This is a genomic window from Gilliamella sp. App2-1, assembly GCF_001690255.1.
Lineage (GTDB): Bacteria > Pseudomonadota > Gammaproteobacteria > Enterobacterales > Orbaceae > Gilliamella > Gilliamella apicola_G.
Map to the genome: position 1 here is coordinate 1 of NZ_LZGR01000047.1, position 21,668 is coordinate 21,668.

Genomic DNA, 21,668 nt, shown 5'->3' on the forward strand with positions numbered 1-21,668 from the left:
GCTTTATGATTGAAAACAAGCCGTACTGGATAGCCGCCAGTAAAGTCTTACACCTTAATGGCGAAGATGGGCAGCTCAATTCAAGCGTAAGTTATTGGCATGATTTTCCGTTATCATTAGATGACACCCTTTCTCCACAGGAAAAGAAACGTAATACGGTATGTTACCCTCGTACCGTGTCCCTAATTTCATTAGAGAATGATGGCTTGATAGCGATAGAGGATGAAAACACAAAATGGGCCCAAGTGACGGCACTGGATGAGCAAACGCTACCGATACATGGTTGGGTGAATATAAAAGACAATGCACAAGCTCATATCAAACGGCGTAGTCCATGGCACTGGCCTGGGTTTGAAACAATAGAAGAAAAGGCCTCGATAGGTGAATTATCTGACAAGATAGGCAAGAATAAAGTGGCGAAATTAGATTTAGCCGATTACACGCCAGCGATGCGGGCATTACATCAAATCTTAACGGGCACACTGATATATTCAACCCAACGAAAAAAAGACCTACCGCCGCCGACTTTTACGGATAGGGATTTAAAGGAAGGATTACGCCGAAGCTGGACAGCGGAGTTGATAGGGCATTTATTGGTAAAATATGAAAGCGAATGGTATGCCGATGAAGCGTTAAGCAAATGGAACGAAATTGATGAGCTATTTGAAGAAGAAAAACAACAACAAAAAGCAATTATTGAAGCGGGATTAGATGAGCTAGGCATCACCGAGCCTTACCTCCGTGATTTTGCCTTAGAGGTGGTGGACGAAGCGCATAAACATGTCAAATCAAACTGGCAACTAGAAAAAGCACAGCGCATTAAACCGTCACTGTGGTGGAAACAAGTGGCACAGGCACAAGCACAAAACCCAACCGCAAACACTGATGCCAATATCCCTAAACTGTCCAATCTATCCGCAGACGGCAAGGCATGGTTTATTCATCCGGTGGCGATGGTGGATTATTTTAATGTTAGAAGTGCTGAAATTATTTTCCCATTAAAAGTAAAACCAATAAACAATTTTGATATGCAATTTGGTAAAAACTTTAATTGGACTAAAAATGATAATCAAACAATGTTTGGGTGGAATCGTAGTGGGGGAAAAAGGAAACATGCGGCACGTGATTTATATACAGAACCTTATACAGAGATTGTCGCGGTATGTGACGGTGTTGTATTAGATATTAGAAATTTTTATTGTAAAACTCATCAGATAACAGTCAAGCATCATACCAATAGTGGACGAGAATTCATTATTCGTTATGGTGAAGTTGATAAGTCAAGTATTACAAACATCAAAGTTGGCGATTTTGTTAAGCAAGGTACTGTACTAGCAAAAACTGGTCAGTTGCTAAATGATGACGACACCCCATTAATGGTTTTATCTGGAAAAATTATTTTCATGTTACATTTAGAATATTATTCCGGTAAAAGTGGATTAGATTTGAAAAAACCATTAAGTAATAAAGCGAATAAACCTTATGAAAGACGCGAAGATTTATTAGATCCTTTGGATCTTTTAAAAGAGGGGTATCGCATTACATTTGGTACAGATCCTCAATAAATAGGAGTGGCAAAATGAAGAGTTTTTTATTTGGATTTACTTTACTATTTTTAATGCCTTATTTTACGTATGCATCTGATATTAAAAATAATCATTATTATTTGTTAATAAAAGATAAAATAAATGTAGAAAATAAAGAAAAGAAATGGTTAACCAGTATTTTAAATAATTTTATTGTTGGTAATGAACAAAAAATTAAAGTGTTAGGTTGTAATTTTAAGAGAGTCAAAGGGGATAAAGAAAGTATCTATAATCAGTTGACTAAACTTAATATCTTTGAGGATTATAATGAAGATTTAAAAAAATATGATCTATCTTTGAATAAGTTTAATGGATTGTATTTTATTGAGCCTTCTAATCTATCGGAAAGGTGCATTGGCTTTAATTATGAGATTATCATACTACTTAATAATAATGAATTAATGATTCCTTATAATAAACATTTAGTTTTTTATAAGCAATTAGCTATTACAGATGAAAACAAAATAAATAATTTTAAACGTAATGAAAATTGTCTTGAAACAAAATATTTTGAGATGGAGACAACTAAAGTTTGTTTCTATAAAAATATGACAATATTAGATGTATATGAAGCAATGAGTATTAATCCTACTTATGAGTTTAGGGAAAAAATCAAACAGGGGAAAGATTTTTCGGATATTTACGAAGATGATTATATGAGAGTTGAAGTTGAATATAAATGGAAAGGGAAAAATAAACTAGAGATTGTACAATATTTTGATGGTGGAGAGACTTATTACACATTTGTTAATCAAGAAAATAGAACAAAATTAATAACCAAATTTTCGCCAGATTAAGAAATAATACAAAATAGTAGCTTTTAGAGAGTTAAGGTTACTCGCAGGCAATAAGCAAACGCTACCGATACACGGTTGGGTGAATATAAAAGACAATGCACAAGCGCATATCAAACGACGTAGTCTATGGCACTGGCCTGGGTTTGAAACGATAGAAGAAAAGGCCTCGATAGGTGAATTATCTGACAAGATAGGCAAGAATAAAGTGGCGAAATTAGATTTAGCCGATTACACCCCAGCGATGCGGGCATTACACCAAATCTTAACCGGCACACTGATTTATTCAACCCAACGAAAAAAAGACCTACCGCCGCCGACTTTTACGGATAGGGATTTAAAAGAAGGATTACGCCGAAGCTGGACGGCGGAGTTGATAGGGCATTTACTGGTGAAATATGAAAGTGAATGGTATGCCGATGAAGCGTTAAGCAAATGGAATGAGATAGATGAGCTGTTTGAAGAAGAAAAGCGACAACAAAAAGCACTTATTGAAGCGGGATTAGATGAGCTGGGCATCACCGAGCCTTACCTCCGTGATTTTGCCTTAGACGTGGTAGACGAAGCGCATGAACATGTCAAATCAAACTGGCAACTAGAAAAAGCACAGCGCATTAAACCCTCACTGTGGTGGAAACAAGTGGCACAGGCACAAGCCCAAAACCCAACAGCAAACACTGATGCCAATATCCCTAAACTGTCCAATCTATCCGCAGACGGCAAGGCATGGTTTATTCATCCGGTAGCGATGATGGATTATTTTAAAGTTGAAACAACAAAACTTTGGCATGAGCCTTTAGACAATCCACAACGAACGTATTTTAGTTCAAACGGTCGTAATTTTTATTGGAATGGTGCTTTTGGTTATGTAAGAAATCAGGGAGCTAAAGCTCATACTGGATTAGATTTATTTGCGGATATAAATACCCCTTGTTATGCCTGTTTAGATGGTGAAATAGTCCAATATAAAGAAGAAGGTGGATATGGCAATGTGCTGGTCATTAAAGTTAAAGGTGATGATTTACGCGCTTCAAGAAATGACTATACGCTTGAATTTACTGACAAAGACAAAAAAGAGATAGTCCAAGCCGATAATTTTAATATTAATGCTGACCATTTTTTCTTACGTTATTGTCATTTAAGTGATAAACATGCTGACTTAAAAGTCGGGGATAAGGTTAAATCGGGCGATTTGATAGGCTATACAGGTGATACCGGTAATGCTAAAGGACTTTGTAACCCTCATTTACATTTTGAAATCGCTATGAAGAAAAATGGCAATCGAACTCATACAGGCAATCTACAAAAGGATAGATTAGCCTACAAAATTAATCCAGCCTTCTTCGTTAATTTACAGACAAAAGATGAGGCTAAGCAGACAAAAGTAAAAGAGAGAAGAGAGAAGAGATAAAAAATATGATGCCAGCAAAAAGAAAGAAGCGAAAGCAAAACAGAGATAAATTAAGGAATAACAAGATGAATTATATCAAGCTTATTTTACTTATAATATTCTTAATACCGGCAATTAGCCAAGCAGAATTATATCGTATTTACACAGGCACCATTGGTCAAAATAAAGCTGAATTTTATTTTGAATATGATTTTGCTGTTTATATTGATAATAAAGATTATCAGATTAAGCATTTTGATTATATAAGAAAGAGTAGTTATCCAACTAAATTTAAATCTAATGATGTAAATTCATTAGATAAAATAGTGATTGAAAATGTTGACAGTCATACTTTTAATTATGGACCAGAAACTTATCAACAATTAACAGGCTATACCCTTAATGGTGATAAGGTAAATTTACAAAAAACATTTGAATATGAAAAATATAATGAGCAACATCCATTGAGTGAAGCAGAGTTTAATAATATTGAATTTTTACAGGAACATAGTACCAAAGACTTTTATTTTAAAGTTATGATATCTAAGAAAAAAAAGGAAGAAGTAGAGATTGTGGGGATTAATATCTATAGTAAACATGATGGTCGCCTTATTCAAACTATTACGGGAATAAAAGAGTGTAAATTTAATTCTTATGTTAGTATTATGGTTACTGGGGCTGATTATAATTTTGATGGTGATAATAATGATTTTTATCTCATTAAAGACAGAGTTTATGGACCTAATAGAACAGCCGAATATTACAGTTATGACAAGATACAACAACAATTTGTTAAATTAAATCTTGAAGGCAATGCATTTCTCTTTGATTTAGAAGAAAAAGCCGCCACTAGCTACAAAACCTGCCCAGGTAAAAAAGAAAATGATCATATATCGCTAACCGATGATTTTCAATACATAGGCAATAATCGCTATAAACGGGTACAAACTGAGTGTCTGTATAAATCAGGTGAATATCAAAATGAATACAGTGGTCATTATGAATATAAAAACCAAAGAGCATGTAAACCTAAAGAAATAAAAGCTTGTCGAAATTATATTGATACTAATGATTATGATGATTATTAATGGCACGGAGCTAATTATGTAGCTGAACTCATTCTTGGCGGAAAGGGACAAAATACAACGTTACCGAGTGTCTATTCTGAGCCTGCGAATGATGATGATTTTTTCACGATTCGCTTTAGGCTTGAAAAGAAGCCGTACTGGATAGCCGCCAGTAAAGTCTTACACCTTAATGGCGAAGATGGGCAGCTCAATTCAAGCGTAAGTTATTGGCATAATTTTCCGTTATCATTAGATGACAACCTTTCTCCACAGGAAAAGAAACGTAATACGGTATGTTACCCTCGTACCGTGTCCCTAATTTCATTAGAGAATGACGGCTTGATAGCGATAGAGGATGAAAACACAACCTGGGTACAAGTGACGGCACTGGATGAGCAAACACTACCGATACACGGTTGGGTGAATATAAAAGACAATGCGCAAGCGCATATCAAACGGCGTAGTCCATGGCACTGGCCTGGGTTTGACACGATAGAAGAAAAAGCCACGGTGGGTGAATTATCTGACAAGATAGGCAAGAATAAAGTGGCGAAATTAGATTTAGCCGATTACACCCCAGCGATGCGGGCATTACACCAAATCTTAACCGGCACACTGATTTATTCAACCCAACGAAAAAAAGACCTACCGCCGCCGACTTTTACGGATAGGGATTTAAAGGAAGGATTACGCCGAAGCTGGACGGCGGAGTTGATAGGGCATTTACTGGTGAAATATGAAAGTGAATGGTATGCCGATGAAGCGTTAAGCAAATGGAACGAAGTTGATGAGCTGTTTGAAGAAGAAAAACAACAACAAAAAGCACTTATTGAAGCGGGATTAGATAAACTTGGCATCACCGAGCCTTACCTCCGTGATTTTGCCTTAGAGGTGGTGGACGAAGCGCATAAACATGTCAAATCAAACTGGAAAATAGAAAAAGAGCAACGCATCAAACCCTCACTGTGGTGGAAACAAGTGGCACAGGCACAAGCCCAAAACCCGACCGCAAACACAGAAGCAAATACCCCTAAACTGTCCAATCTATCCGCAGACGGCAAGGCATGGTTTATTCATCCGGTAGCGATGATGGATTCTTTTCAAGAAGAAAAAATAGATATTATTGTTTTTTATATTTATTTAGATGGTCGAATACAAAAGTACATACCATCATTTATTAAAGATGAGAATCAAAATAAGTATCGCTATGTCATTGTCGATGGACAAGATAAGAAGCATAAGGTTTGTGATTTGGAATATATCAGAATTAAAGAGAAAGTTAGAAAAGCATTTAATCCTAATCAACCCAAAACTTTTTATAAGACTAAGAGTCCTAGTGATATTGCTTCAGATGTAAATGATGAAGATACTAAATATCGAATTATTTATGCCAATGGTGAAATTGCTGAATGGGGTAAACATGACAGATATTACAACGTGAAATCGAAAAATCCAAACTCATGGCGCGTTTTCGGTGTAAATAATAATGAAGTGGAATTGCTAAGAATGCCTGATTCATTAAATAAACAATATGGTAATTTAAATATTGAATATAATTTCCATAATTCAAAGCGCCGTTATGCCAATCCTGGTTTGTTTGCAGCCATGTTGGGGAGTATAGCTGTTTATAATAAAACTGTTACTACTACAGGTAGTGCATTTCAATGGGGTTCTTGTTTTCCAAGTGTATTACATATTAATGGTATGGCTATTGACTTTGAGTATAAGTCAAAAAATAACCAAGGTGGTTATTATTCTCATTCGTCTCAACAATATCAAGATGATTTAGCATTTTTAAATGCGATGCGACTATTTTTTGATAAGATCCGTGTTGGAGAGCATTCTCATTTTAAAGAATTTAGACAATTATCCGGTGTTGTAGACGGTGGTTCTTTACATAACTCTCACTTTCATGCTGACTTTTCACTAACTAAAATTGAAGAAATTAAGGAGTAAATTATGAAGCATTCCTTTTATATCGGTATTGTTTTTTCTTTGGTTAGTGCATACTGCTATAGTCAACCATTTGATATAGAAGAAAAATACCGAGGTAATTCATTTTTTAGTAGAGTAAATATGCAAAAACTATGGAAAGATTGTACACTGCCTTTAGACTTTGAGGAACTTGATGTTTCAAAGCAAACCGAAATAAGAAACCGTTGTCAGTTGTATAATTTTAGTTCTTATTTTGATAATGTGTATGACTTGATTGATAAAAGAACAGTAATATATCAGAAAAACGATTTAACGTTACGATTAAGTAAAGAAAATTTTAGTTTCAAGCAAGAAGATGATTATTATTCTGGTGTTAAATTGATTTTATTTTTAATAAAAAATAATGAAATTAAAGATAGAATAACCCTTGCTAATTATTTTACAAATGAAACAACTTTACTTTCAGTTGGTTACCAATATTTTTATATCTCACCAAGTGGCGATATTTATACTTTATCCTTAATAGAAATGGATGATGGAATCGGTCCTCAAAGATGGAGACATTATAAAATCGATGTGAAAAATCTAAAATTTCATTTAGCTCAGATATACGATTTTCGTCATCAAGTTACTTATCCTGATAATTTCACTATCTTACCAGATCCAGAACAAGACAAATATTATAAAAAGGAACAATTTGAAAAGTGCTTAAAAGACGAATCTGAAGATTTTTGCGATATAGAAGATGTTTATTTTTATTATCTTGATCAAATAAAACAGAAAACGGTACAACTTGCCCGAAAAAACAATTCAACGAAAAATTTATTTTCCCCACTCAAAAAGAATCGGGATAAATTGTGTTTAAGCCAAAATGAGTTTTTAATTAACAATGAATTATTTCCCTATTTTGATGACATAGTTTTATGTGAAATAAAACAATTAAAGCAAGAAATAAAACGCGTTGAGATAGAGTTAGCAAAATAATATTGATTTAAAAAAGCAAATAAACAGTTTGTAATATGTAATTATATTAATTAATAAAGGTTTACGTAGAAGCTGGACGGCGGAGTTGATAGGGCATTTACTGGTGAAATATGAAAGTGAATGGTATGCCGATGAAGCGTTAAGCAAATGGAACGAAGTTGATGAGCTGTTTGAAGAAGAAAGACAACAGAAAAAAGAGCTTATCGAAGCGGGATTAGATAAACTTGGCATCACCGAGCCTTACCTCCGTGATTTTGCCTTAGACGTGGTAGACGAAGCGCATGAACATGTCAAATCAAACTGGCAACTTGAAAAAGTGCAACGCATTAAACCATCACTGTGGTGGAAACAAGTGGCACAGGCACAAGCCCAAACCCCGACAGCAAACACAGAAGCAAATACCCCTAAACTGTCCAATCTATCCGCAGATGGCAAGGCATGGTTTATTCATCCGGTAGCGATGATGGATTATTTTTCAGGCGCAGGCATAGCTACTTATCATATTTATCATGACGGAAAAATTGAAAAACATATACACAAGAAATACTGAAAGGTTATGAACAAAAATATAAATACGTTTATCATGATAAAGATAATAATGAGCATGAAATATGTATAGCAGATTGGCATACAACTAAAAAGAAAAGAAATGGTGTAACAGTAAGTGCACCGAATCGAAGTGATACTAATATTATTGAATATAAAGAAAATGTCAATGAAGGGGATACCCAGAAAAGAGTTAAATATGCAAATGGAGATATTGCTGAGTATGGTAAACATCCAACCAGAGGATTAATTTGGCGATTATACAAAGCTTTTGATGAAGAAATTGAAATAGTTCGAATGCCAGATGAAATTAATTATACAAAAGGTTCTGTTACGATTAAATATCGGTTCAGTAATACCAAAAGAAGATATACTGGACCTGGTCCTTTAGCTGGTTTTATAGGTGCTCTTGCTGAGATAGGTTTTGAATTGACAACGACAGGAAGTTGCTTTTACGAAGCATCCTGTTTTCCCAGTGCAGAACATGTAAATGGTAAAAGTGTTGATACTTCATATAAATTAGATGTTAATCAAGATCAAAAAATTATTAACGCTATGGCAAAATTTCATTTTAACGAAAGATTTATAGGAATTAATCCATATTTTTATAAATTATCTAATGCTGTAAACAAGGATGCTCTACATAATACTCATTTACACTCAGGCGATTTTGATTTTAACTGTATAACAGAGATTGAAAATTAATTATTGATATAAAAGGATGAGTATCTGTGAAAAGAAAATTATTTATGTTAATGCATTCTTTAATTTTTACTTTTAGTTGTACGGAAGCTAAAATCAATAGCAACCCTGAACAAAAAACACAAATTAGTAAAATGGAAACATACCAAGGAGATAATCATATTAGTAGAAAAGATTTTGTGAAAAAGATAGATTCTTCTTGTACCATAGCGCATCCATATGGAGGAACTAATGAGGAAATAGAATATGAAAGAAAAAGATGTGTATTATCAAAAATGACTTTTGATTATGACGAAATAATTAATCCAATAATATTAAATGAAAAAGTATATTTGCCTCCAATAAATGGTATTAATATTTATTTAGAAAAAGTGAAAGAGATAAATCCATCTAGTCTAGAAAGCGTAACTATTGCAGAAGTTAAACTTTTTACAAAAATTAATGATCAAATAAATGATAGCCTAACCATTTATTATATAAAAAATGATTATGATGCTTTTTATGTAGAATCCCAATATTATTACATAGATAAGTTTATATACATTTTAAAATACGGTTCTGATGAAGATGGTTCATTAGTTAAGTTCTGGAAAAAATATTCAATCAGTACCAATGGAAAGTTTAAATTAGAGGACTTTTTCGAATGTCACTTTGACAATAATCTAGACAGAAATGTATGTAAATGATTTTTTAAATATTTTGATCATCTAAGTTATGTTGGAATTACACAGTATTATAACTCAATCGTCATTATATTCGATGAAGCGTTAAGCAAATGGAACGAAATTGATGAGCTATTTGAAGAAGAAAAACAACAACAAAAAGCACTTATTGAAGCGGGATTAGATAAACTTGGCATCACCGAGCTTTACCTCCGTGATTTTGCCTTAGACGTGGTGGACGAAGCGCATAAACATGTCAAATCAAACTGGCAACTAGAAAAAGCACAGCGCATTAAACCCTCACTGTGGTGGAAACAAGTGGCACAGGCACAAGCCCAAAACCCAACAGCAAACACCGAAGCCAATATCCCTAAACTGTCCAATCTATCCGCAGACGGCAAGGCATGGTTTATTCATCCCGTGGCGATGATAGATTATTTTAATGTTACAGAAAATAAGAAACTGAAACTTGGGATAGTGTTACAAACTCTAGAATTGCGTTATTACATCCCGAAATTCGTCAAAATGCGGTAGATTTTATCAATGATGTAGAAGAACAATTTGGAATACAATTAAGAGTTACGACAGGACTTAGAACTATTGATGAACAAAATCGCCTTTATGAGCAAGGGCGTACAACATCTGGAAATATAGTTACTTGGGTTAGAGGAGGATATAGTTACCATAATTATGGATTAGCAATAGACGTTATAGAGATCAAAGATAAGAAAGTTAATTGGGACGAAAACGTTCTAATCAGAATATCTTCTGTAGGTATAAGAAATGGTTTTTCTTGGGGCGGTAATTGGAAAAAACAAAAAGATTATCCTCATTTTGAAATTACTTTTGGTTATAAAGCATCGGAATTATTAGAAAAATATAATAAAGGAGAATTAGATAATGAAGGGTATATTATATTTGATTAGCATTAACATTTTATGCGTATCATTCGGATTAAAAGCTGAAGAGATAACACTTGAATCTTTACAAGCGACAGAAGGTGCAGTGTTAAATTGTATGGAAAAGCAACTTAATCTTAGAATTTATGGTGAAACATACCGTTTAAAAATTGTTGTTAGTAAAAGAAAAGATTTATTTGAAGTATTATCAAACACTGAATACTACAATATACCAATTGGTTATCATGATGAAAATTTAAAATCTGAAACCGTTTTTACTGTTGAAAATAAATATTTTATTAAAAATAAAGAAATTATTTCTGCTGTATCTCTTGATTCTATGTATAAAAAAAATGCTAATGATGATTTATCAATTTTATCAGATGCAATAAGTGAAGCTCATGAAAATCAAAAATGTTTATCATGGGATTTTTAGTGAATCATTAATAATATACGTGATTTGTTGTAAAACTTATCAGATAACAATCAAACATAGAACGAGTAGTGAGCATCAATGAAGTTTACTGGAGCATGACGGCTTGATAGCGATAGAGAAGGACAACACAACCTAGGTACAAGTGACGGCACTGGATGAGCAAACACTACCGATACACGGTTGGGTGAATATAAAAGACAATGCACAAGCGCATATCAAACGGCGTAGTCCATGGCACTGGCCTGAGTTTGAAACGATAGAAGAAAAGGCCTCGATAGGTGAATTATCTGACATGGTATGTCCACACTTTTTAGTACCAAAAAGATAAGGTCATCGATTTCTTTGGTATTCAATCGGCGAGTGGTCATTTAATGTTGAATGAAGTCGATTATAATTAAACCAATCCACATAGTGATTAAATTCCAATTTAAGTTGCGCCATTGAATCAAAAATAGTATTCGACACAAATTCTGTTTTCACTGCTTTAAATGTGCTTTCTGCAATTGCGTTATCATAGGGGCAGCCTTTGCGACTTAACGACCGTGTAATTCCAAATGCTGTTAAACATTCATCAATCAAATGATTATCAAACTCTTTTCCTCTATCAGAATGAAACAACTCAATCGTCTGTAAGTTCATTGGAATTTGACTCATAGCTTGCATGACCAGTGCCGCTGGTTTATGCCTGCCAGCACGTCGTCCCACTATTTCTCGATTACTGATATCAACAATTACGCAAAGGTAGTGCCAACGTTGTTTAACCCTTACATAGGTTAAATCGGTCACCAATATCTTTTGCGGTTGACCTATATCAAATTCTCGATTAAGTTCATTCCCCACTGGTGATTCATGGCTTTTTTCTGTCTGAATACAATATTTTTTACAGGTGTATTTCGAAACCCAGCCATTTTTCGCCATGATTCGACCTATTCGGTGTCGAGATACGGTTATGCCTTGCTTTCTCAGCTCTGCTTGCAGACGCCTTGTACCATAAGCACGATAATTATTATTAAAAATTTTTGCGATGAATGAGCCAGTAGTTTGGTACTGCGTTATCCACTTATCTAATGCTGATTTGGTGAGATCATACTCTGCGACGATATCCGCACGTTTTTTACCATTTTGATATAGCATGACCATTTGTTTTTTGAACTCGTTAGTAAAGCTACGTTTTGCTCTTCGCGATGAATCGATTGTCATTGTTGTTACCTTCTTTTATTTTTAGTTTATCATAACAATGACCTTATAAAACTGGTACTAATTAGTGTAGCCGATCCATTACGCAGAAGCTGGACGGCGGAGTTAATAGGGCATTTACTGGTGAAATATGAAAGCGAATGGTATGCCGATGAAGCGTTAAGCAAATGGAACGAAATTGATGAGCTATTTGAAGAAGAAAAACAACAACAAAAAGCACTTATTGAGGCGGGGTTAGATAAACTCGGTATTACCCAGCCTTGCCTACGTGATTTTGCCCTGCAACAAGTGGACAAGGCGCATGAACATGTTGCTGATAATTCATTATCCGAATATGATGCTTTATTACTGATCATAGATGATTATAATCGGCAAAAACAGTCTCTAATCACTCTATTATCCGATGCTGTCGCCCAAAAAAGCCTTAGCAGAGCAATTTAAAAATCAGTATGAATATATCAATGTCAATGGTTATTCGATTGGTGATATCTTTAGTGGCAAAATGAATTAACAACGAGGTTTATAATGAATAAATATTTTCAAATTATTACCGATAAAATTACCGAACTGCAAGTGATTGATACCAATTTATCTTTATTTGGCAAGGCTGCTTTGCGTGCTTACCATTATTGTGACAAAAAAAGGAGAGTAACCGAATAATAGTTGATGATTTATTACTCTGAAAGGCTTTATTAGGCGCTAAACGATATAAATAGTAACCAATTGGATATAAATGATATTTTTGTCAATATTTGTACTAATGACGAATTTTTACAGAGTTTCTTTTAGGAGCTTTTGAAATTTTATTATAAATATAAATCAATTATACTATTTATTGTATAATTACAAGGAATGTTGTTTTAGATAGTGTTATTGATCTTGGAATGATGCAAAATTGTGTAATAATTTAGAAGGTGAATTAGACAATAGTATTGATGGTGTGTTTGCCTATTTTTTATTATCATAAATAGTGAAAAAAGATTTTAATAAATTGATTTTAAAGGATATATAAGTAATTGTTTATCACTAGCTCAACACCAATGATTTTTAAAGATCACAGCTATATAACGCTATATTTTATTGCGTATTTTAATATTTGCCTTTATATTATTGCCAATAATCTTATTCTAGTTTTACTCTAATCATTTATAAGCACAATTTATGCATAAAAAACGTCTTTCTTTGATTGTAGCGATCATTGCTGTTATTGCTATGGTTATTATTATCTATCTTGCGAACCAGCAGAGCACCATTATATTACAAGGTGAAGTTGAATCTAGCCGTGTTGATGTTGCAGCTAGAGTGCAGGGGCGAGTGGTTCAATTTAATTATGATGTTGGAGATAATGTTAAACAAGGTGATGAGCTTCTTACCCTTTCAAATCCAGCATTATTAGCGCAGCTTGCAACGGCAGAAGCGCAATTAAAAGTGACAATGGCGAGCCGTGATAATACTTATAGTACTAGGCCAGAAACCATTGATGTGCAAAAGGCACAGTTAGATAAAGCGAATTCAGATTTAGTTTTAGCACAAACAAGCTATGAACGAATTAATCGTTTAGCTAAAAATGGAACGGTTTCAAAGCAAAGTTATGATGAATCTTTTAATCAATACCAAGCGGCGATTAAGGCCTATGAAGCTGCTAAAGCTAATTTAGAATTAGCTGAAAATGGTAGTAGTGTAGAGCAGAAAAAATTAGCCGATGCGCAGGTGGAACAGTCAGAAGCGGCGTTGTTACAAGTAAAAGCGGATATAAATGAATTAACTTTAGTTTCCCCTATTAGTGGTCAAATTACAACTCGAGTAGCCGAAACAGGACAACTGTATAGTCCAGGCACGCCACTTTATTCTATTATAGATTTAAATGATATTTGGTTTACTTTTAATCTTCGTGAAGATTTGCTAGGAAATCTTAAAGTCGGTGATACGTTTCAAGTTAAAGTGCCGGCATTAAATAATCAAGTTATTGATGTAAAAGTCACCGTATTAAATGCCTTAGGTCAATATGCAAATTGGCAAGCGACTAAAGCGACGGGTGACTTTGACTTAAAAACTTTTGAAATGCGTGCTAAACCAATTAATAAGGTGACTGGTCTTCGTCCAGGGATGAGTGTTACCACAAAGTGGCAATCTCACTAACATAAATAATATGGAGATTATACACAAAAGGAAAGGGCACTGATGTCTCACTCGCTATTAGAAGTGATTAGATGGGAACTTCGTAAATTAATTAAACAACGTTTTTTGTTTTTATTAGTTTTCATCTATCCTTTATTATTCATTTTTTTATTTCTTTATATGTATCATGCTGGCGTAATTACCCAGATACCTATTGCTGTTGTTGATCAAGATACAACCAAATCATCGCGTACATTAATTCAACAAGTGGCAGCTTCACCACAGCTACAAGTCGCTGAACGTTATCAAGATCTTTCGTCAGCCAAACATGCGTTGATCAAGGGGGAAGTTTATGCCGTGCTTTTTATTCAACCAGAATTTGAAAAAGATCTTATCGCAGGGCATCAACCAGAAGTGGTCGCTTTTTATAATAATCAGTATATGTCGGCGGGAACGATTATTTTTCGGGCGATGAGCTCTGCATTGAAAACAGCTAATAGCCAAATAGTACTGCAAGGATTATTAGAAAAAGGAATGGCTTCACCGGTAGCACAAAGTCAAATGCAAACGATTCCAGCTAGTTTACATCCTTTATATAATCCTACATTAAATTATCTTTATACCTTAATTAATGGTTTAATCCCCACGATTTTGCAGATCATTATTATGATGGCATTGGTTACCAGTGTCACTCGAGATCGCTTTGCTGCAACGAGCTATCAGCAAATCTTACAACTCGCTAATCATAATATTTTTATCTTTTTATTAGGGCGTATTCTTCCATATGTTCTCTATTTTGTATTTTGTCTGATTTTATTTGATACAGTTTTAATCGCTTATTTTAATTTACCATTAAATGGGCATTTTATATTGCTGATGCTTGGTGGTATCGGGTTTACACTGACTTCTTGTTTGTACGGAATTTTTTTTGGTTTAACTGGCTCAACCCTAGCACAAGCTTATGGCAGTGCAAGCTTAGTCGCTTCTCCTAGTTTTGGATTTACTGGGCTGATTTTTCCTCGTCTTGCAATGAATACTTTTGCTTATATTTGGGGCGCTTTATTGCCTGTGACATGGTATATACAGATTCGTCTTGATCAAACATTGCGATCACCAAATATGATGACTTCGTTAGAACCCTTTGTTTATTTATTGATCCAGTTTAGCGTTATGGCATTACTTATTACTCTTCATTTACGAAAAATCCGTAGGCGGTTAATATGATTAAATCTTTATTATTAATTTCCTATGAAGAACTAAAACGTATTTTCCAAAATAAAGCGATAGCCAGCGTCATGTTTGTGGGAATTTTTATCTATTTCTTCTTTTATCCACAGCCTTATTTACATGAAGCGATACGAGATGTTCCTATCGCTGTTATTGACCAAGATAATACCAACTATAGCCGAGAGTTAGTCAGGCAAATTGATGCCAATAAATCCATTAACATAAACTTACATATTGCGGATTTACAGACAGCTAAAAAATTGATTGAAGAGCGTAAAATCTATGGGGTAGTGCTGATACCCTATCGTTTTCAACAACATATTTTAGAGGGCAAAACGAGTCCTATATCATATTATGGTGATGCGAGCTATATTTTAATTTACAGTAACGTTGCCACCGCAGTTAACACTGTTGCTAGCAATTTTGGCGCTAAAATTTCCATTTCGCGAAAAATAGCGCAAGGCGTTGATCCAGCTGTAGCAACCAATAGTGTTTCACCGTTTAATAGTCAGTTGATAAGTTTATTTAATCCTCAATCAGGCTATGCAACCTATGTTATTCCTGCCGCCTTTATTTTGATCTTATATCAAACACTACTTATTGGTAGCACCTTATGTCGTTTATTTAGCAAAAATTCTGATTTTGAAAGAGATGTTATTCATCAACAGAATAATGCTGCATATTCTGCATTATTATTACTAATTGGTAAATTATTGACTTATTTAGTACTCTATTTAATCTATTTTATTATTTATACCGTATTTGCGAATTATTGGTATGATTTACCACGCCTAAGTCATCTTGTTGTTTCGTTGTCGTTTATTATTCCTTTTATTTTTTCTACGGCATTATTAGGTAAAGTTATATCACATTTTGTCCATACGGTGAGTGATGTGTTTTGCTTAATTATACCGTCAAGTATGGTGATATTTTTTGTTACAGGGCTTTCTTGGCCAAAAGAATTAATGCCTCCTTTGTTTCACTTGATTGGCGATATATTCCCAGCGGTACCTGCTATAGTAGGTTCGGTAAAAATTAATCAAATGGGAGCCCGCTTTTCTGAATTTAGTCCACAATATTGGCATTTATGGATATTAACGATTATCTATTTTGGTATTGCATTCATTCTTGAGAAACGCGACATTCAAAAGGCAACGTCTGCACATGTTAATGTAGCAAATTAAAATAGGGTTGTTATATTTATCATAACTAATTGAACTTAAAATAGGATTGTTTCAACGTCAATTGTTAGGCTGGCCATTGTTATTGTATTGGTTTATCCCGATTGATCTTTTAGCTTTATGATAAAATCTAATCATTTAAATTAAATAGTGTCAATTATCTATAAATTCAAATATAAAATTTCATTCTTTGCCTTGAAGGCTGATGTGTATCACTATATTATAGTCGGTCGACTAAAACTTAGTTAACTAAAACAAGAAAATAGAAAACAAAATTAAATATAAATGAGTTCCCATGTTAATCAATGCTAAAAATATTCTTGAAAAATTAAATCCACATAATAAAGTAAATTATGATTCTGTATTAAAAGAGGTGATTGCTAATTGGCAAGCAGAATCAGTGCGACCAAAGTTATTAATTCATAGCTGCTGTGCCCCATGTAGTACTTATGTTCTTGAATATTTGGCTCAATATGCCGATATTACGATTTATTTTGCTAATTCTAATATTCATCCTCGAGTTGAATATGAATATCGTAGTGTGGTACAGCAAAAATTTATTGCTGATTTTAATCGAAAAACGGGGCATAACGTGCAATTTTTAGAGGCGCCATATCAACCAGCAGAATTTATCAAGCAGGTCGGTCATTTGCGTGATGCGCCAGAAGGTGGTGAACGTTGTCATATTTGTTACAAAATGCGATTAGACTTAGCAGCAATTAAAGCACAGGAATTGGGTTTTGATTATTTTGCGAGTGCGCTAACCCTTAGCCCCAAAAAAAATAGCCAAAAAATTAACGAGTTAGGTTTTGAAATTCAAGAGCTCTTCTCAGTAAATTATCTGCCTTCTGATTTTAAAAAGAATAATGGTTATAAACGTTCGATTGAGCTTTGTAAAGAGTACGATGTGTATCGTCAATGTTATTGTGGCTGTATTTTTGCGGCTAAAGCACAAGGTGTTGATTTGAAAAATGTGATTGCTATAGCTAAGCAAGGATTAGAGAAAGGTCTTTAAGTCTTGAAGTATTTGAGACATTTAATCATAGAAAATATACTGAAAGGTATTATTTTCTGAAACTTTTTGACAAATCTTGCTATCTGTAATAGAGATGTTTTTTTAAACAAAGCTATTAAAAAATTTAAATATTTGGCTATAATATTTTTTAAATAGTTAACTATACTCTTGCAAAGTGTGAGTTTGTTATGTCAAAAATTTATAGGTTAGGATTGAATATCGGTTCAACAAAAGCGAAATGTGTGGTGCTTGATAAGCATAACAATTTTGTGTATACCAATGATGTTTGTCATAATACGCATATTGTGTCAACCGTACTAGCGTTGTTAGACGAGATAGGGCGAAAACTTGGTAATAATATTATTTTGTCGATAAAAGTGACCGGTTCTGCAGGAATGGTTATTTCAGAAAAAGCTGATATCGCATGTATTCAAGAAGTGGTTGCCACATCAGAGTTGGTGTATCGTAAATACCTCGAAGCGCGAACCTTGATTGATATTGGTAGTGAAGGTAGTAAGATGTATTCCTTCTTTTCTGACCGTCCACCAGATATTCGAATAAATGGGAACTGTGCTGGCGGAACAGGGAAATTTATTGATCAGATGGCAACGTTGCTTAATACGCCTGTTCAACAATTTGATTTGCTTGCTCAAAAACATGACCAAATTTATCTAATCGCCTCGCGTTGTAGTGTTTTTGCTAAACCTGATGTCCAAAACTTAATTAGTCGCAACGTTTCAAAAGAAAACATTGATTATTCTATTTTACAAATAGTTTGTATTCAGCTATTTAAAACCTTGGTGCACGGTTATGCTGTTGTGCCTAAAGTGATGTTAATTGCTGGAGCACTTTCATTTATTTCAACACTTGGTAAAGCAGTGTTAAAGATCTTAAAGCTAAATGATGAACAGATTTTAAAAACCGAACATCCTATATTATTGTCGGTATGGGGGGGGGTGATTCATCTTATTGACCATACCGAACTTTCAATCAATGCTTTTATTGCAAAATTAAATTCTTCAAAAAAAGTAATAGCTAATCAGAATGTTAGATCAAATCCACTATTTAATGAATCATTACCTTTTGATGATTGGATAAACAAACACAAATACATCGAAATTCCTAGAATTAATTTAACTGATTATCAAAAGCAAAATGCGTTTTTAGGTATTGCTAGTAGATCTACAACCACAAAACTCACCTTAATTGATGAAGATGATGGGCTACTATCTACACATTATGCGCCTAATAATGGTCACACTATTAATGCTTTAATAAAAGGTGTGAGTCAATTAAAGCAAAAAATTGCTGAATCAAGCAAAAATATTTTTATTGCCCGTACTGGTGTAACCTTTTATGGTGAAGAGCTGTTAAAAGTGGCTTGTGCCTTTGATGATGGTTTAGGCGAGGTTTACGAGCTTAATCGTCTGCATTTTATGGTTAGTTGTTTAAAACATACGCAATTATAGAGAATTATTTAATTACTATAAAACTATATAGTTATGTTATAGTCTATCAATTTAATCATTGTTGAGCATTTACTAGGAGGAACAAGAGTGTTGTCGATTTATCAATTAAAGCCCAAATTTCAAGCATTTCTTAGGCCATTTGCCAATTACCTTTATAAGGCTAATATAACCGCAAATCAAGTAACATTAATTGCAGGTTTGGGATCTATTTTTATCGCACTGATTGTTGGGAGGTTAGTGGCATATCAATGGATTTTCTGCCTTATTCCAATATGGATGTTTATCCGTATGGCACTTAATGCTATTGATGGTATATTAGCCAGAGAATATAACCAAAAATCAAATTTGGGTGCTTATTTAAATGAGATTTGTGATGTTGTATCGGATAGCGCACTGTTACTCATTTTTACGCAACTTGACAATGTTAGTAATTATTTAGTCATCTTAGTAGTTTTATTGTCGTTTTTGACTGAATACAGTGGTGTGCTAGGGGTTATGATTGGCGCTTCACGGCGATATGATGGTCCAATGGGTAAGAGCGACCGTGCGTTTATTTTTGGGGGAATAAGTCTAGCCATTGCGACTTATTTATTACCTTTAAACTACATCAATACGCTATTATGGGTCATCAGTATTTTGCTTATTTATACTGTATTTAACAGAATCCGAAACGGCATGAAAGAAGTCAAAAAATAATAAGGAGAGAATATGCGTCAACAGCAACAAAAAACATTTATTAGTCATGATGGTTGCCAGTTATTTTATCGCTATTGGCCTGCCGTTGATAGCGATGCGGATAAGTCTAGAGCAATAGTGCTTTTTCACCGAGGGCATGAACATTCGGGGCGAGTTGAGCATCTTGCTGACGAATTAAATCTACCTGATTACCAGTTCTTTGCTTGGGATGCCAGAGGCAATGGTCAATCGGAAGGTGAACGTGGTGATGCTCTCAATTTTGCAACGTTAATTAAAGATGCTAACTGTTTTATTGAACATATCATACAAGAGTATGACCTGCGTCAAGAAGATATTGCTGTTATTGCCCAAAGTGTTGGTGCTGTTATTGCTTCGGCGTGGGTACATGACTATGTACCAAATATTCGTGCCTTAGTGCTAGGATCGCCAGCCTTTAGTGTAAAATTGTATGTACCATTAGCGGTGCCAAGCTTAAAATTACTGTATAGTTTGAAAGGTAATTTCTTTGTTAATAGTTATGTTAAATCTAAATTGCTGACGCATGATGTTGAGCGTGCACAATCTTTCACACAAGATCCATTAATAACACGGCAGATATCAGTTCGATTGCTTTTGGATTTATATTCGGTGTCAGATCGTATTATAAAAGATGCAAATGCTATCACCGTACCAACACAATTGCTAGTTTCTGGCTCGGATTATGTAGTAAGACGTAAACCACAAAAACAATTTTACAATAATTTGGGCACACAGCAAAAAGAATTTCACATACTGCCAGGTTTTTATCATGATACGTTTGGTGAAAAAGATCGAAAGTTTGCCATCGATCGTGCAAGGCGATTTATTATTGGCTGTTTTGCCAATCAACCTAGTGTACCATCATTAGTTAATGCTGATTTGGTGGGATATACACGGCAAGAAGCAGATAACTTAACGATGCCACCATCTGGCCTTATTAAGTCTCTATACTGGAAGTATATGAAAATCAACATAAAATATGTCAGTAAACTTTCTGACGGAGTTAAACTTGGTATTGATACGGGATTTGATTCGGGTAGTATGATGGATTATGTTTATCGTAATGAACCTTCAGGAACCTCAAAATTAGGGCGTTTTTTGGATTATATTTATTTACAAGCTATAGGTTGGCAAGGTATTCGACAACGAAAAGTACATCTTGAAGAGTTAGTTAAATTAGCTATCAATAAATTAGTTGAGCAGAACTACTCTATCGATATTGTTGATATAGCCGCTGGACACGGTCGTTATATTTTAGAAACGATTAATCAAATCGGCAATAAACCTAATTCGATATTACTGCGAGATTATAGTGATATTAATGTAAGAGATGGGCAAGCGTTGATAGCTGAAAAGGGCTTAACTGATATCGCACGTTTTGAAAAGGGTGATGCTTTTAGTCGACAACAACTCGCCCAATTATCCCCTAAACCAACTTTAGCTGTTGTGTCTGGTTTGTATGAACTGTTTAGTGATAACCAGTTGCTACGCGATTCCCTATCAGGGCTAGCAGATTCAATACCTGAAGGGGGATATTTAATTTATACTAATCAGCCATGGCATCCGCAAGTAGAATTTATTGCAAGAGTATTAACATCACATCGTGATGGTCAGCCATGGATTATGCGAAGGCGTACACAACTTGAAATGGATCAATTGGTTGCCGCTGCTGGTTTTAGAAAAATCACAATGCGTATTGATCAGTGGGGAATTTTTACCGTATCACTAGCGCAACGAATTAAATAA

23 protein-coding genes are annotated in these 21,668 nt (G+C 34.3%); 22 read left to right on the top strand and 1 reads right to left on the bottom strand.

Going from position 1 to position 21,668, the window contains the following annotated elements:
* From A9G22_RS11105 to A9G22_RS06190, 13 genes are all read left to right on the top strand, one after another.
* Positions 1-1,565: M23 family metallopeptidase (locus tag A9G22_RS11105; RefSeq protein ID WP_141669991.1), on the top strand; the 1,565-nt coding region annotated here is incomplete at its 5' end.
* Between the two features lie 14 nt (positions 1,566-1,579).
* The gene (locus tag A9G22_RS06140; protein ID WP_075508526.1) at positions 1,580-2,383 is read left to right on the top strand and encodes a hypothetical protein; all 804 of its coding nucleotides are present in this window, start codon (positions 1,580-1,582) and stop codon (positions 2,381-2,383) included.
* Positions 2,384-2,462: 79 nt separating this feature from the next.
* The gene (locus A9G22_RS06145; RefSeq protein ID WP_065587258.1) at positions 2,463-3,791 is read left to right on the top strand and encodes a M23 family metallopeptidase; all 1,329 of its coding nucleotides are present in this window, start codon (positions 2,463-2,465) and stop codon (positions 3,789-3,791) included.
* Positions 3,792-3,796: 5 nt separating this feature from the next.
* A complete protein-coding gene (locus A9G22_RS06150; protein ID WP_141669992.1) occupies positions 3,797-4,858 on the top strand; it encodes a hypothetical protein in 1,062 nt (353 codons plus the stop codon).
* Between the two features lie 318 nt (positions 4,859-5,176).
* Positions 5,177-6,793 carry a hypothetical protein gene (locus A9G22_RS06155; protein ID WP_141669993.1) on the top strand — a complete coding sequence of 539 codons (1,617 nt, stop codon included), beginning with the start codon at positions 5,177-5,179 and terminating at the stop codon, positions 6,791-6,793.
* A 3-nt stretch (positions 6,794-6,796) separates the two neighbouring features.
* Positions 6,797-7,756 (top strand): hypothetical protein, encoded by a 960-nt coding sequence (locus A9G22_RS06160; RefSeq protein ID WP_065587261.1) that lies wholly within the window; start codon positions 6,797-6,799, stop codon positions 7,754-7,756.
* A 103-nt stretch (positions 7,757-7,859) separates the two neighbouring features.
* The gene (locus A9G22_RS06165) at positions 7,860-8,306 is read left to right on the top strand and encodes a hypothetical protein (RefSeq protein WP_065587262.1); all 447 of its coding nucleotides are present in this window, start codon (positions 7,860-7,862) and stop codon (positions 8,304-8,306) included.
* 293 nt (positions 8,307-8,599) lie between these two features.
* Positions 8,600-9,007 (top strand): hypothetical protein, encoded by a 408-nt coding sequence (locus A9G22_RS06170; RefSeq protein WP_065587263.1) that lies wholly within the window; start codon positions 8,600-8,602, stop codon positions 9,005-9,007.
* 26 nt (positions 9,008-9,033) lie between these two features.
* Positions 9,034-9,690: a hypothetical protein gene (locus A9G22_RS06175; RefSeq protein ID WP_065587264.1), complete on the top strand. Its 657-nt coding sequence runs from the start codon at positions 9,034-9,036 to the stop codon at positions 9,688-9,690.
* 210 nt (positions 9,691-9,900) lie between these two features.
* Entirely contained in the window at positions 9,901-10,200 is a 300-nt protein-coding gene (locus tag A9G22_RS06180; RefSeq protein WP_141669994.1) for a hypothetical protein, read from the top strand.
* A gap of 5 nt (positions 10,201-10,205) precedes the next feature.
* The gene (locus A9G22_RS11830) at positions 10,206-10,592 is read left to right on the top strand and encodes a M15 family metallopeptidase (protein ID WP_442899742.1); all 387 of its coding nucleotides are present in this window, start codon (positions 10,206-10,208) and stop codon (positions 10,590-10,592) included.
* The gene (locus A9G22_RS06185) at positions 10,567-11,001 is read left to right on the top strand and encodes a hypothetical protein (protein WP_065587266.1); all 435 of its coding nucleotides are present in this window, start codon (positions 10,567-10,569) and stop codon (positions 10,999-11,001) included. The genes A9G22_RS11830 and A9G22_RS06185 overlap by 26 nt, the downstream gene beginning before the upstream one ends.
* Before the next feature lie 142 nt (positions 11,002-11,143).
* Complete coding sequence (locus A9G22_RS06190) at positions 11,144-11,329, top strand: hypothetical protein (RefSeq protein WP_065587267.1); 186 nt, start codon at positions 11,144-11,146, stop codon at positions 11,327-11,329.
* 2 nt (positions 11,330-11,331) lie between these two features.
* Here the strand turns inward: A9G22_RS06190 and A9G22_RS06195 are convergent, their stop codons facing one another.
* Complete coding sequence (locus A9G22_RS06195; protein ID WP_065587268.1) at positions 11,332-12,201, bottom strand: IS3 family transposase; 870 nt, start codon at positions 12,199-12,201, stop codon at positions 11,332-11,334.
* A gap of 120 nt (positions 12,202-12,321) precedes the next feature.
* Here A9G22_RS06195 and A9G22_RS06200 point away from each other — a divergent pair, with 120 nt between their 5' ends.
* From A9G22_RS06200 to A9G22_RS06235, 9 genes are all read left to right on the top strand, one after another.
* Entirely contained in the window at positions 12,322-12,639 is a 318-nt protein-coding gene (locus tag A9G22_RS06200; RefSeq protein WP_065587269.1) for a hypothetical protein, read from the top strand.
* Between the two features lie 84 nt (positions 12,640-12,723).
* On the top strand, positions 12,724-12,858 hold the full coding sequence (locus A9G22_RS11650) for a hypothetical protein (protein ID WP_255306902.1): 135 nt from the start codon (positions 12,724-12,726) through the stop codon (positions 12,856-12,858).
* A 501-nt stretch (positions 12,859-13,359) separates the two neighbouring features.
* Positions 13,360-14,337, top strand: coding sequence for an HlyD family secretion protein (locus tag A9G22_RS06205; RefSeq protein ID WP_065587270.1), 978 nt, complete (start codon positions 13,360-13,362; stop codon positions 14,335-14,337).
* A gap of 42 nt (positions 14,338-14,379) precedes the next feature.
* Complete coding sequence (locus A9G22_RS06210; RefSeq protein ID WP_065587271.1) at positions 14,380-15,540, top strand: ABC transporter permease; 1,161 nt, start codon at positions 14,380-14,382, stop codon at positions 15,538-15,540.
* Complete coding sequence (locus A9G22_RS06215; protein WP_065587272.1) at positions 15,537-16,727, top strand: ABC transporter permease; 1,191 nt, start codon at positions 15,537-15,539, stop codon at positions 16,725-16,727. The genes A9G22_RS06210 and A9G22_RS06215 overlap by 4 nt, the downstream gene beginning before the upstream one ends.
* 292 nt (positions 16,728-17,019) lie before the next feature.
* Entirely contained in the window at positions 17,020-17,739 is a 720-nt protein-coding gene (locus A9G22_RS06220) for an epoxyqueuosine reductase QueH (RefSeq protein WP_065587273.1), read from the top strand.
* A gap of 188 nt (positions 17,740-17,927) precedes the next feature.
* Positions 17,928-19,208, top strand: a complete 1,281-nt coding sequence (locus A9G22_RS06225) for a BadF/BadG/BcrA/BcrD ATPase family protein (protein ID WP_065587274.1) — start codon at positions 17,928-17,930, stop codon at positions 19,206-19,208.
* Between the two features lie 87 nt (positions 19,209-19,295).
* The gene (locus tag A9G22_RS06230) at positions 19,296-19,904 is read left to right on the top strand and encodes a CDP-alcohol phosphatidyltransferase family protein (protein ID WP_065587275.1); all 609 of its coding nucleotides are present in this window, start codon (positions 19,296-19,298) and stop codon (positions 19,902-19,904) included.
* 12 nt (positions 19,905-19,916) lie between these two features.
* Positions 19,917-21,668, top strand: a complete 1,752-nt coding sequence (locus tag A9G22_RS06235; RefSeq protein ID WP_075508528.1) for a bifunctional alpha/beta hydrolase/class I SAM-dependent methyltransferase — start codon at positions 19,917-19,919, stop codon at positions 21,666-21,668.